This is a genomic window from Thalassospira sp. GB04J01, from assembly GCF_000751115.1.
Lineage (GTDB): Bacteria > Pseudomonadota > Alphaproteobacteria > Rhodospirillales > Thalassospiraceae > Thalassospira > Thalassospira lucentensis.
Genome location: NZ_CCDX020000010.1, coordinates 58,433 through 71,425 on the forward strand (window position 1 = coordinate 58,433; position 12,993 = coordinate 71,425).

9 protein-coding genes are annotated in these 12,993 nt (G+C 54.3%); 4 read left to right on the plus strand and 5 right to left on the minus strand.

Going from position 1 to position 12,993, the window contains the following annotated elements:
* Nucleotides 1–61: 61 nt before the first annotated feature.
* Entirely contained in the window at nucleotides 62–2,086 is a 2,025-nt protein-coding gene (locus AMM48_RS09750; protein WP_102783864.1) for an aminopeptidase P family protein, read from the minus strand.
* A gap of 242 nt (nucleotides 2,087–2,328) precedes the next feature.
* Here AMM48_RS09750 and AMM48_RS09755 point away from each other — a divergent pair, with 242 nt between their 5' ends.
* From AMM48_RS09755 to AMM48_RS09765, 3 genes are all read left to right on the plus strand, one after another.
* Complete coding sequence (locus AMM48_RS09755; protein WP_022734321.1) at nucleotides 2,329–2,520, plus strand: hypothetical protein; 192 nt, start codon at nucleotides 2,329–2,331, stop codon at nucleotides 2,518–2,520.
* A 193-nt stretch (nucleotides 2,521–2,713) separates the two neighbouring features.
* Nucleotides 2,714–3,451, plus strand: a complete 738-nt coding sequence (locus AMM48_RS09760; RefSeq protein WP_102783865.1) for an SDR family oxidoreductase — start codon at nucleotides 2,714–2,716, stop codon at nucleotides 3,449–3,451.
* 185 nt (nucleotides 3,452–3,636) lie between these two features.
* Nucleotides 3,637–4,992, plus strand: coding sequence for a DUF2252 family protein (locus tag AMM48_RS09765; RefSeq protein WP_158246450.1), 1,356 nt, complete (start codon nucleotides 3,637–3,639; stop codon nucleotides 4,990–4,992).
* Between the two features lie 38 nt (nucleotides 4,993–5,030).
* Here AMM48_RS09765 and AMM48_RS09770 read toward each other — a convergent pair whose 3' ends face one another.
* From AMM48_RS09770 to AMM48_RS09785, 4 genes are all read right to left on the minus strand, one after another.
* Entirely contained in the window at nucleotides 5,031–5,912 is an 882-nt protein-coding gene (locus tag AMM48_RS09770; RefSeq protein ID WP_102783867.1) for a 50S ribosomal protein L11 methyltransferase, read from the minus strand.
* Nucleotides 5,913–5,986: 74 nt separating this feature from the next.
* The gene (locus AMM48_RS09775; RefSeq protein ID WP_181951567.1) at nucleotides 5,987–8,338 is read right to left on the minus strand and encodes a UvrD-helicase domain-containing protein; all 2,352 of its coding nucleotides are present in this window, start codon (nucleotides 8,336–8,338) and stop codon (nucleotides 5,987–5,989) included.
* 165 nt (nucleotides 8,339–8,503) lie between these two features.
* Nucleotides 8,504–9,643 (minus strand): UDP-N-acetylglucosamine 2-epimerase (non-hydrolyzing), encoded by a 1,140-nt coding sequence (gene wecB, locus AMM48_RS09780; protein ID WP_102784028.1) that lies wholly within the window; start codon nucleotides 9,641–9,643, stop codon nucleotides 8,504–8,506.
* A 13-nt stretch (nucleotides 9,644–9,656) separates the two neighbouring features.
* Entirely contained in the window at nucleotides 9,657–11,450 is a 1,794-nt protein-coding gene (locus tag AMM48_RS09785; protein WP_102783869.1) for a chloride channel protein, read from the minus strand.
* 293 nt (nucleotides 11,451–11,743) lie between these two features.
* Here AMM48_RS09785 and AMM48_RS09790 point away from each other — a divergent pair, with 293 nt between their 5' ends.
* Nucleotides 11,744–12,988: a multidrug effflux MFS transporter gene (locus tag AMM48_RS09790; RefSeq protein WP_102783870.1), complete on the plus strand. Its 1,245-nt coding sequence runs from the start codon at nucleotides 11,744–11,746 to the stop codon at nucleotides 12,986–12,988.
* Nucleotides 12,989–12,993 lie beyond the last annotated feature (5 nt).

Here is a 12,993-nt window from a genome sequence, read left to right on the forward strand (position 1 = left end):
AAAGCCGCCCCAAAGATCGGAGCGGCTTCTGTTTTTCACATCGCGGTAAAACGTTGCGCAATCATGCACGTTTTTTCTTGATCGGTGCGGTTGCCTTTTGCAGCCATTCAAGATGATCTTCGTCAAGATCATCGGCATAAAGGGCATAGACCTGCGCATGGTAATCATTAAGCCACTGCAGTTCATCGGCATTCATCAATTCCGGATCGATCAATTTTCGCTCAATCGGCGAGAAGGTCAGCGTTTCAAAGCCAAGCATCTTACGATCTGCGCCAACCGGACCATCGATCTCGGTCACCGCAATCAGATTTTCGATGCGAATGCCGTATTCGCCTTCTTTATAGAAACCCGGCTCGTTCGACAGGATCATCCCCGGTTTCAGGGCAATCTTGTTGGCCGCCTTGGAAATACGTTGCGGGCCTTCGTGCACACCAAGGTAACTGCCAACGCCGTGCCCGGTGCCATGATCAAAATCAAGACCGACTTCCCATAACGGCATGCGCGCCAGTGTATCAAGCTGCTGACCGGTGGTACCAACCGGAAAGATCGCGCGGGCCAGTGCGATGTGGCCTTTGAGAACCCGGGTAAAGCGATCCCGGTGTTCCTGACTGGGGTCGCCAATCACCGTGGTCCGGGTAATGTCGGTGGTGCCATCAACATACTGACCGCCGGAATCAATCAGGAAAATTTCCCCCGGTGTCAGGTTGCGATTGCTTTCGGGCGTATTGCGGTAATGGCACAATGCGCCGTTTGGGCCGCTGCCCGGAATGGTTTCAAAACTGGAATCACGAAACAGCGGGTCCTCGGCACGCAGCGACAAAAGTTTATCGGCGGCAACGCGTTCATCAATGCTGCCGTCGGCGGCTGCTTCGTCAAGCCACTTGAAGTAGCGGATAATTTTTTCGCCGTCCCGTTTGTGGGCTTTGCGTGATCCTTCAAGTTCGACATCATTCTTGCATGCCTTGGGAAGGGCAATCGGATCACGACCAACCCGAACGGTCGCCCCCGCAGTACTTAGTTGCATGCGCAGCCAATCTGATGCGGTTGCCTCATCCAGTCGTACGGACTGATTGCCCATTGCTTTCAGCGCGGCAGACAACTCACCGGGGGCACGCAAGGTTGCTTCGCCCTTCAGCCAGTTAACCGTTTCAGGTGCGACTTTGCGGTCATCGATGAACAGTTCCACCGAGGCATCACCGTTGATGATGGCATAGCCAAGTGCCAGTGGTGTTTGCGGCACATCGGCACCACGAATATTCAAAAGCCATGCAATGCTGTCTGGTGCCGACAAAATGGCACTGTCACAGGAAATACGCGAAAGTGCATCGGCAATTTGAACACGTTTATCGGCTGTGGACTTTCCGGCATATTCAATCGGATGCGGGCGCACCGGGCCAAGCGGCATGGCCGGTTGCGCGTGCCAAAGTGCATCAACCGGGTTGGTATCAATTGCCACCAGTTCCGCACCGACACCCTCACAGGCAGAGCGTAAATGTGCCGCCTGCTGGACCGTATGCAGCCACGGGTCATAGGCCATTTTCTGGCCGGTTTTCAGATTATCATGCAACCAGCCAACAACAGGTTCATCGACCAGATGGCGGTATTCAAACAGATCACGGTTAACCTGTTGACGCACCTGAATGGTATAGCGACCATCGATAAACACGGCGGCCTTATCGGCAAGGACCACCGCCGCCCCGGCCGAGCCGGTAAAGCCGGTCAGCCACGCCAGACGTTCAGCGCGTGCCGGGACATTTTCGCCCTGATGTTCATCCGCGCGCGGGACAATAAAACCGTCAACGCCCTTGGCGGCCAAATAGGTGCGCAAGGCCGCAACGCGTTCTGCCGGATCAAAATCGTCCTTTGCTTCCTTAAACAACCCTTTGCGTTCATCGCGCAGGGTGAGTAACGCCGAGGTAAGTTCATTACTTGGCGAGGGCGCAATCAGGTCAATCCAGTCGGTACGCGTATCACCATCGGCTGCTGCAAGCACACCATCAATCAGGTCAATGATAGCGCTAACATCCTTACGGACCTTGTCGCGTTCAAGCAGAGTTGCAAGTTGGGCATCGCCGGAAATCGTCATGAACATCCTCTTTCGGTACGTGGGGCAGACACCCTATGTAAGGGTTGTTACCGACCCCGCGCAAGCATCAAAGATTTTCCGCATATTTTATATCATTTACCCGCGACCTATACCCTCACATGCGTCAGGGGTATGAATGCCCTGCAAGCTTCGCAATACAAATTAGCTAAAGATTAACTTATTACATGTCCGTGACAAAAAGATGCCCTGTCGGGACGTCAATTTGCAGGAGACCAAGAACGGTGATCCGTTTTCCTATTACTGCCCTGAGTATCGTACAATCTCGTCGTCGACAGACGGCCTATGACGGTCTTGAGCGCCTGGCCCTCGGTCAAAAAACAGCGCTCGGCCTTGATACTGGCCCTGCCCATCTGGCAGACGATGAAAACTACCGGTCGCCAATCGGTAAAATCGACACACAGGACAAGGATTAACCGGATCAATCCCGCCCGGACTGGTCGGATGCCAAAAGACGCAACGCAGGATCAAGGTTCATGGTCCTAGCGGTAATTTTTGTCTCTTCCCTCTGAAACGGCCCTGCTTCTCCACAGCAGGGCCGTTTCTTTTTGACCAAGCACGCCCCGCCGCGCCATAGTGCACAAAACAAAGACCATTTTTGGGGTGGCTATGACCAAGACAATCCTTATCACCGGTGGATCACGCGGCATCGGTCGCGCAACGGCCGTTCTTTTTGCCCGCAAGGGATGGAACGTTGCCATCAGTTTTGTCGGCAATCAGGAAAGTGCCGATCAAACCTGTGCAATGTGTGAACGGGCCGGATTTACCGGCAATGCCTTTGCGCGCAAATGTGATGTGCGCGACGAAAATAGCGTTGCCGATTTTTTCGCCGCCGCCCACGAACGGTTTGGCCCGCTTGACGGGGTGGTCAATAATGCCGGGATTGTTGCGCCAAAAAGCTCGCTTGCCGATATGGATCTCGATCGCATGAAGTCGGTCTTTGACACCAATATTCTTGGTGCCTATCTGGTGGCCCGCGAGGCGGCACGGATGCTCAAACATGGTGGGGCGATTGTCAATGTGTCCTCCATCGCGGCAAAACTCGGATCACCGGGTGAATATGTCGATTATGCCGGATCAAAGGGGGCGATTGACACCCTGACCATCGGCCTGTCCAAGGAACTTGGCCCCAAAGGCATTCGGGTCAATGCCGTCCGGCCGGGCATTATCAATACCGAAATTCACGCAAGTGTTGGCCGCCCCGAACGGGTTACCGAACTTGGCCCCGCCTGTTCGCTTGGCCGTCCGGGCGAGGCAGAAGAAATCGCCAACAGCATCTATTGGCTGATATCGGATGATGCGTCCTATGTCACAGGCAGTATTCTTGATGTTTCCGGCGGGCGATAATGTGCCGAATTTCGGATTTGCTCGACATAAACCATTTGGGGTGAGCCCCGGCTTATTGCCTGATTATCGCGAATTCTTTGACGTTGCGGTAATCACACCCCACATAGGGTAAACCATTGAGGCGCATGGGCCTTGCCCATCCAGCGCACCACAAGAAATCAGCAACAATCAAGAACGGAGCCGACATGAGCCTTTCAACTCCCGCCCGAAACAACCTTATTGCGCGTGAGCTGAAACGCATTGACGGCCACACCCCACGCGGCAAAATCAAGACAGGCAAACATTTGAAAATGGCGGCCAACCCTTTTCGTTTTTTGCGTGGTGCTGCACAGCTTTTTTATGCCGACTTGAAATCGGGTGCTTTGACGTTGCCTGACTCTTTTAATGACCGTTGCGGCATCACCACCGTTATGGGCGATTGTCATGTTGCCAATTTTGGCCTTCTGACCGAAGAAGGATCACATGGCGACACTATCATTTTCTGTCCGAATGATTTTGATGATGCCTGTATCGGGTTGGCCGGTTGGGATTTAACCCGGTTTTGCAGCAGCCTGTTTCTGGCGGCTGATTATGCCGACGGGATCATTCATGACGATTATGACAGTGATGAAATCACAAAGACCGACGGCCTGAAAGCAACCAACCAGAAGGATGCACGCGCCGCCGCCAAGGCGTTCCTTAAATCCTATCGCAAGGCGTTAAAAACCATCATCTCCGACCCGGACGCGCGCCGCATGGCTGTCGATACATTTGAGGATGACGATATTCTGGCCGATGCCCGGAAAAAGGCGCTAAAGCGTGCCGCAGGCGGCAAGAACTTTGAAACTAAAAGTTCCCTTGGCAAGGCGGTGGAACGCACCGCCGAAGGCCCGCGTTTTCGTGACCGGCCCGAACGGTTCAAGCGCCTTGATGCCGCAACCTATAGCGAGGTGAAAAAGATGTTTCGCCCCTATGTCGATGACAGTGTCCTTGATATTGTCTTGCGGCTCGATGCGGGAACGGGATCGGTCAATATGGATCGCTATTACCTGCTGGTCGGGCCTGACGCGGTTCAGACGGTCGATGATTTTGCGCTTTGTCACATTGTCGAAGTCAAACAACAGCGCGAAGCCGCCCCGATCCATCATTTCCCCGATATCAGCCCGAACAACGCGCTTAATCCCGCACATCTGAGCGTGGATTGTCAGCGGGTCATGCAACGCCGCCCCGATATGGTTCTGGACGAAGCCGTATGGCGCGGTGCCCATTGGCTGATCCGGTCACGCCATCATACCCGTGTCGGCCTTGATCCCGAAGATATCTGTCTGGCGCAAAAGAAACCCGGCAAGCAGCTTAAACAATATGCCAAGGCCTGTGGCACAGCACTCGCACTGGCGCATGCACGCGGCGATTTGCGGTCTACCCGGTTTGAAAGACATATGGCCGATGCCATTGCCAAGGACGCAGACGCCCTTATTGATGCGGCCGAGGATTATGCCGATCAGTCAATGGTCGATTGTCTGACCCTGCAAAAGATGGTTTTTCCGCCTGTTTTAAGTTAACGCGGGAAAGCCACCCAAGCAGCCGCCAAAGGACACGATTACCCGACCAGAAGGGTCGTCCAGTTTTCGACCTTGAACCGCTTAATCAGCGACAGGCCAACTTCGCGGTAGGCCGACAGGACAAACTGTTCCTGATGCGATAGCAGGCCCGACAAGATCACAACACCGTCGTCAGACAGGGTGCTGGTCAAATCACGTGCCATGGCCCGCAACGGCCGGGCAAGAATGTTGGCACAAACAATGTCGTAATGCCCAGCCCCCCGAATGCGGGTATCCTGAAAACCGTTGGAATGAATGGCGGTGACCAGATCAGCAATCTTGTTGATTTTGGCGTTTTCACGCGCCACACGCACAGATGCCGGATCAATATCGGCCATCACAACCGGGCAACGCCATGTTTTGGCACAGGCCATGCCCAGAATGCCCGACCCACAGCCCATATCAAGCGCGTTCAGACGCGGACCTTTTTTCGCCATCCAGTCAATCGCGGCCAGACATCCCTTCGTGGTCTGGTGCTCGCCCGAGCCAAATGCCAGTCCGGCATCGACCTGAAGCCCGGTTTTGGCCACCGGAACGCCTTCGCCCCAATGCGATCCATGGACATAAAAACGTCCAACCGAAATCGGCTTGAAGCTGCGCAGGTTTTCACTGACCCAGTCTTTGGGCTCATAGGTGCCAAAGCTTACCGCAGGCGTATCAATCCCCATGGCGGATGCCATGATCGATACCGCGGTTTCGATTTCGCCCTTATCAAACGGTTGACCTGCGAAACCTTCGATGCGCCACGGGCCGTCTGGATCACCGTCGCGTTCAAAGTGTGACAGCGCATCACAATAATCAAACAGCGCATCGGCAAAGGCCGCGGCATAGGCGCCATTAACTTCGAACTGGAAGTTATAGCTTAGGACGGGTTCGGTCATATTGCTTCTCGCTTGTCAGGGCCGCGCGCAATCGCCGCCCGGTTAATCAGTCTTCCTGAAATTTGATCCGGGGCTTACCCCGGCAGGATAAAGCTGTCGACCACTTTCTTTGTCCCGACACCTTCGAAATGGATTTCAAGCTTGTTGCCTTCAACTGCGCTTACCGTGCCCGGTCCGAATTTACGGTGGCGCACAGCGTCCCCAACCTTGTATTTCGACGATTTCGAATTGCTGCTAAAGCTGACGTCGCCGTCGGGCTTAACGTCAATGACGTTTTTGCGCATCCGGTCCTGCCAGCCGCTTGAGGCAAATTTACGTTCCCCCGCACCCAAGACCTGATTGCGGTTTGAACTTTCATCGGCCCAGCTTGGCATCTTCATCCAGTCATCCGACCCCCAGGCACCGGGCGAATGATTGCCCCCATGCCCGCCAAGGCCGGTATCACTGATCCGGTCAATATGTTCATCGGGCAGCTCATCGACAAACCGCGATGGCAGCGCCGATTGCCACTGGTTATAAATCCGACGGTTGGCGGCATAAAGCACCGTGGCACGTTTGCGCGCGCGGGTGATCCCGACATAGGCCAGACGGCGTTCTTCCTCAAGGCCCTTAACGCCACTTTCATCCATCGCACGTTGATGGGGGAAGACGCCTTCTTCCCAGCCGGGCAGGAAAACATAGTCAAATTCCAGTCCCTTGGCCGCATGCAAGGTCATGATCGTGACTTTTTCGTCCGCATCGTTTTGGACGTTTTCCATGACCAGCGAGACATGTTCAAGGAAGCTGGTCAGGTTTTCAAACTCACCAATGGCCGACACAAGCGCACTTAGGTTTTCCAACCGACCCGGTGCGTCAATTTCCTTGGAGGTGCGCCACATATCGGTATAGCCGCTTTCATCCAGAACGGCCTGAACCACCTCAACATGCGACTTGTCGGCCAGCATGTCGCCCCAGCGTTTAAAATCGCCAAGCAACCCGCCGATGCTTTGACGCATCTTGGGTTTGAGTTCTTCGGTATCAATCAAATCGCGGGCGGCGGCCGGCAGCGGGATCGCCTGATCGCGCGAATATTGATGCAGGGTTTGAAGTGTCGCCTTGCCAACGCCGCGCTTGGGCACATTGACGATGCGTTCAAACGCCAGACTGTCATTGGGCTGTGCGACCATACGGATATAGGCCAGCGCATCGCGGATTTCCTGGCGTTCGTAGAAACGTGGTCCGCCAACAACCCGGTACGGAATGCCAAGGGTGATCAGACGTTCTTCGAACTCGCGGGTTTGGAAACCGGCGCGCACAAGGATCGCCATCTGTGCGGCCCCAATGCCCTTGCGCTGAAGCGCTTCGATGTCTTCCCCGACCAAGCGTGCCTCTGCTTCCCCGTCCCAGACACCTTTGACAAAGACCTTTTCGCCGGTATCAAGTTCAGTCCAAAGCTGTTTACCCAGACGACCATCATTGAATGTAATCAGTTTGGATGCGGCCGCCAGAATATGCGGGGTTGAACGATAGTTTTGCTCCAGCTTGACGACCTTGGCCCCGGGGAAATCAGACTCGAACCGCAGGATGTTGCCCACCTCGGCCCCGCGCCAGCTATAAATCGCCTGATCATCATCCCCGACGCAGCAAATATTGCGATGAACCATCGCCATGGCGCGCAGCCAAAGGTACTGCGCGACGTTGGTATCTTGGTACTCATCAACAAGAATATAGCGGAAGGTGTTTTGATACTGCTTGAGCACGTCGGGGTGCTTTTGAAACAGGGTCAGGCAATGCAGCAAGAGATCACCAAAATCGCAGGCATTCAAAACCTTCAGGCGATCTTGATAAATCTGATACAGGTGCTTGGCCCCGCCATTGGCGAACTCGACACTTTCATTGACGCGCTCAGGTGTCAGGCCCTTGTCCTTCCAGCGCTGAATGATACCCATCAGCTGCTTGGCAGGCCATTTTTTTGGATCGATCTGTTCGGCGTCCATGATCTGCTTGAGCAGACGGACCTGATCGTCGCTATCAAGGATGGTGAAATTTGATTGCAACCCAATCAAATCGGCATGGCGGCGCAACAAACGGGCCGATAACGAGTGGAACGTTCCCAGCCACCATCCTTCAACCGGACGGCCAAGGGCCTGTGCAACACGTTCCTGCATTTCCTTTGCCGCACGGTTGGTAAAGGTCACCGCAAGGATTTGATGGGGATGCAGGCGTTCGCTTTGCGCCTTGGTTTCGAGCAAATGCGCAAGCCGGGTTGTCAAAACACGGGTTTTCCCGGTTCCCGCACCAGCCAGAACCAGCAACGGCCCATCCAGCGTTTCGACAGCGTCGCGCTGCTCGGCATTCAGGTTGTCAAGATATGCCGGGGCCGGAGCGTCTGATAAGCGCATTTCCGGGCTGGCGGCGAATTCATCAATTTCGAAGGGATCATCCATCATGACGGCATATATATCACGCTGTGGTCACAGGGCCAGTCTTGCATCCCAATCGGGCGACTGAATTTTTATATATTGTAACAAATCAGGAACACCGACCAACTCTTTCGCGGCCAAATGACACTTTTTGCGCCCGTTTTGATCGTGTCCCCCGTGACACCCCATTCAGGAACGAGGCATACCCGCAATAAATGTACGCAGAGCCGCAACAACCCGAGTTGCGGCTCTGCCATCCCATAGGTCAATCGGGGGTGCACCCCGCCTTAAGTCATATGGGTCACGCTGTTGAATGGTGGAAATCATATTGTTCAACGTCACCAGTTTATTTGTCCCATGGGTGACAGTCACCGGACGTTCCGTTGTATCGCGCAGCGTAAAACAATCGATGCCGAGATAACTGGTTTCTTCCTGTAGGCCGCCGGAATCGGTCACCACGAATTTTGCAGTCAGAAGCAGGCTCATGAAATTTATATAGGACAGCGGCCCCAGCAATTGCAAAGCCGTCCGGGGTTCAGAGGGGCGCCAGCCGATCTGGTCCAACAGTTTTTGCGTGCGCGGATGAACCGGAAAACAGAGTGGTTGTGTTTCAGCCAGTTTTTCAAGTTCAGCCATGATCGCAATCAGGCGTTTGGGATCATCGACGTTTTCCGGGCGATGTAAGGTCACCAGTCCGTAGTCATAGCGTTCTAAAGCCAATGCTTGACATATCCGGGCGGCTTCGATGGCCGGGCGTTGGCGTTCCAGACTGTCCATCATGATGTTCCCGACACGCACGATGCGGTCCGTCGCAATCCCTTCGCGGATCAGGTTTTGATCTGCATCCGGGGATGGTGTCAGCAACAGGTCCGACAAATGGTCTATTTCAATGCGGTTGGTTTCTTCGGTCATGCGCGCATCAAAACTGCGCAAGCCTGCTTCGAGGTGGATCAGGGGAATTGCCAGTTCATGGGCAACCGTCGCACAGGCAAGAGCGGAGCTAACATCCCCGACGACCAAAACGGCGTCAGGTCGATCCGCCTGACACAGCGCCTTATAGGCTGCCCGCATTGCATCGTTTGGGAAAGATGGACGTTCGGCTATCTGGCCTGCGTCCAAGGGCATCAGATGATGGTCCGGTGCAGGCAGACCAAGGTCACGCCAGACCTCGGACGACATGACAGAATTTGTGTGCTGGCCCGTATGAACAAAGACCGGCGTAATATCTGGCGCATCTTTTAGCGCATGCCAAAGTGGGGCTATTTTCATGAAGTTCGGGCGCGCACCGGCAATCAGATGAAGCTTTGCGGGTCTATGAACCGTCCTCATAAGCGCACCCAGATCAAAACAACTTCGGCGGGGCATCCCCGCGTTCTTCGCTTTGCAATTCCAAAAGCGCGTTGTTGTAGGCCATCATCGCATCCTTTTCGTGGACGAAACCGATCATTTGGCGTTCTTGATCATTATCGAGAACCGGCAAATGTTCTTCGCCGGTTTCTTCCATCAAACGAACGGCTTTTTCGATGCTGTCGGTACGATAAAGCACTGGTGGCTTGGAACGCGCAACCTGGCCCGCCGTCACTTCATCGCCCAGATTGAGATCAAACGCCGCGTGGCGCAAATCGGTCAGTGTGATCGTGCCGTGCAGCTTTCCGTTTTCGTCAACGACAAACAGTTCGGAATAAGGCGCATTAATCAGCTTTTCGCGCACGGCTGGCAGGCCGTCCGTCAGGGGAACTGTTTCGTATTCGCGTTTCATGATGTCAGCGACCTTCATCATGCGCAGAAGGTTGACCTCCCGGCCCCAGCGGGTCGAAAGGCCGCGACATTTAAGCTGCCACTGAAAGAACGAACCGCCATTGAACTGATCCATGATCACCGATGCCAGAACGGACGCCAACATCACCGCGACCGTTAATTCATAATCGCCGGTCAGCTCAAAGATGATCAGGGTTGTCGAAATTGGCGCACCCAGAACGGCGGCCGCCACCGCCCCCATCCCGACAAGGGTATAGGCCCCATGCCCGGACGACAGATCAGGAAACACATGGGTCGCAAAAATACCAAACGCGCCGCCCAACATCGCCCCAAGGAACAAGGACGGGCTAAACATGCCGCCGGCAAAACCAAGCCCCATACAGATCGCAACGACAAAAGCCTTGGCAAACAACAAACCGATCAGGAAAGCCAAGCTATAGGCTTCATACAGCGCATCATTCATCGCACCATAGCCGACACCAAAGACCTGTGGAAAGCCAAGGCCAACAACGCCAACAATCAAGCCGGCAATTGCCGGACGCAGCCAAAGTGGTGCGCGACCCCGATCAGCAACTTTCTGCACAACGGCGATAGCGCGCACAGTCAGCATTGCCGCAACCCCGGCCAAAAGGCCCAACAGGGCGAAGGCCGGGAATTCCCAGAATGACTGGATTTCATGGGACGGAATTAAAAAGGCAACGTCGGAACCATAATAAAGACGCGTAATCACAGTTCCCATCACCGACGACATGACAATCGGTGCAAATGAGGTCCGGGCATAGTGACCAAGGGCGACTTCATGGGCAAAGAACACCCCGGCCAATGGCGCATTAAAAGAGGCCGCCACCGCCGATGCTACACCACATCCCAAAAGCGTTCGCGCCGCACTTCGGCGTAGATGCAGGATGCGGGCAAGCCATGCGCCAAAGGATGCCCCCATATGGACAACCGGTCCTTCACGACCAAGCGACGCCCCGCTGCCCAGTGACACCGCACTGGCAAGCGCACTTTTGATACCGCAGCGCGTCGACATGCGCGCATCGTGAAAGGACGCCGCATCAATCACATCGGCCACACCATGCGCCCGCCGTTCGGGTAGAAACTTGTAAATGAAAATACCGACCAAAAGCCCACCCGCCGTCGGGCCAAGGATCAGATGCCAGTTGCTCAGTCCCTTCATATGCTCATGAAGGGATTCTTCCCCCCAGCCATAGACAAATGACTGCACAAGTAAAATCCCGTCGCGAAACAGGATTGTCCCGCCGCCAGCCAAGGCACCAACCGCCAAGGCCAGTATCGACAAAACCAATTGCTCGCTTTTAGCCAAACGGCGCATGCGGCTGAGCAAGATATTTGATTTGATAAGTTTTTCAGCCATTTCCGCAACACCGGCGAGCAAATATTGAAAGAACAAGGATCATAGGATCGGTGATTGCTGCGAATAAAGGGTAAAGACCGTAAACACCATGTCTAATTTAGCGTTATGGCATCACCGGCAGCATATATTTTGCGTTTTATGGCGTCGCGCTATTTGGCAGGAAAACACGCATGGCCACATCGCGTGTTTCAAAAAACGATCATTGCCATCTATAAGTGAAATACGCCATGCTGTGGCCTGCAAACGCAGATATAACTGCGCCACCCCAAACCGTTTCTACGGAATTTCGAATTATGAATGAACCTCAACCAACGGGTGCCCCTGCGGCGCGGCCGCTGCCCGGATTTGCTGAATTTGTCTGCCTGATGGCGATCACCATCGGGCTTGTCGCCCTTTCAATTGATAACCTTTTGCCTGCCTTTGGTCCGATCGCCGACGATTTTGGCATTGAAGACGGCAATCGCATGCAGTTGCTGATTTATGTCTTTATGATCGCCTTTGGCCTGATGCAGATCGTGTATGGCCCGCTTGCCGACAGTTTTGGTCGCCGTCCGACCCTGATTGTCGGACTGGGCATATATTGCGTTGGCACGATCATGGCGATCTTTGCTGACAGCTACGACCATTTGCTGATCGCCCGTTTTGTTCAGGGGCTTGGAGCCGCGGCACCACGCGTTCTGACCATGGCAATCACGCGTGACTGTTTTGAAGGTCGGGAAATGGCCCGTGTCATGTCGTTTGTCATGATGGTGTTTATTATCCTTCCGGTATTTGCACCCGCCTCAGGCAGCCTGATCCTTGCGCTTGCCAACTGGCATATGATTTTTGTCAGCACGCTGGTTCTGGCGATTGCTATTGCCTGCTGGTACATGCTGCGTATGCCAGAAACCCTGCATCCGGAATACCGTCACAAATTATCCGTCCGCCGGATTGCACGCGACATTAAAACCACGGTCACCAATCGTCAGACACTTGGGTATTCAACCGCAATGGGAATGATGTTCGCCTGCCTGATGGCCTATATCGGTTCCGCCCAGCAGATCTTTGAGACGGAAGTTTATGGTCTTGGCGTTTGGTTCCCGCTGGCGTTTGGCATGATCGCAGCCTGCATGAGTTTTTCGTCGTTCGTTAATGCACGAATGGTGCGTAAGCTTGGTATGCGCAAAATCTCGCACGTCGCACTCTTTGTCATGGCGCTTAGCAGCCTGATCAATGTTTTGATTGCGATTGCCTTTGATGGCCAACCGCCTCTTCCGGTGTTTGGCATTGGTTTGACGGTGACATTGTTCTGCTTCTCGCTAACCATGCCCAACTTCAATTCGCTGGCGATGGAGCCAGTTGGTGCGATTGCAGGAACCGCGTCTTCGATGATTGGTGTTTACAGCACGGTCATTGGTGTGGTTGCCGGTGGCATCATCGGTCAGCAATTTAACGGGACAGTTACCCCGCTTGTCGGCGGCTACCTGTCTCTTGCGCTGATTGGTATTTTGATTGTTGGCATCACAGAACGGGGTCGTTTCATGGAAACGACAAGATAAACTGA

Excerpts from the sequence above, each read along its gene's own strand:
- AMM48_RS09750 (WP_102783864.1), bottom strand. The coding sequence starts at position 2,086 with ATGACGATTTCCGGCGATGCCCAACTTGCAACTCTGCTTGAACGCGAC.
- AMM48_RS09760 (WP_102783865.1), top strand. The coding sequence starts at position 2,714 with ATGACCAAGACAATCCTTATCACCGGTGGATCACGCGGCATCGGTCGC.
- AMM48_RS09765 (WP_158246450.1), top strand. The coding sequence starts at position 3,637 with ATGAGCCTTTCAACTCCCGCCCGAAACAACCTTATTGCGCGTGAGCTG.
- AMM48_RS09770 (WP_102783867.1), bottom strand. The coding sequence starts at position 5,912 with ATGACCGAACCCGTCCTAAGCTATAACTTCCAGTTCGAAGTTAATGGC.
- AMM48_RS09775 (WP_181951567.1), bottom strand. The coding sequence starts at position 8,338 with ATGGATGATCCCTTCGAAATTGATGAATTCGCCGCCAGCCCGGAAATG.
- wecB (WP_102784028.1), bottom strand. The coding sequence starts at position 9,643 with ATGAGGACGGTTCATAGACCCGCAAAGCTTCATCTGATTGCCGGTGCG.
- AMM48_RS09785 (WP_102783869.1), bottom strand. The coding sequence starts at position 11,450 with ATGGCTGAAAAACTTATCAAATCAAATATCTTGCTCAGCCGCATGCGC.
- AMM48_RS09790 (WP_102783870.1), top strand. The coding sequence starts at position 11,744 with ATGAATGAACCTCAACCAACGGGTGCCCCTGCGGCGCGGCCGCTGCCC.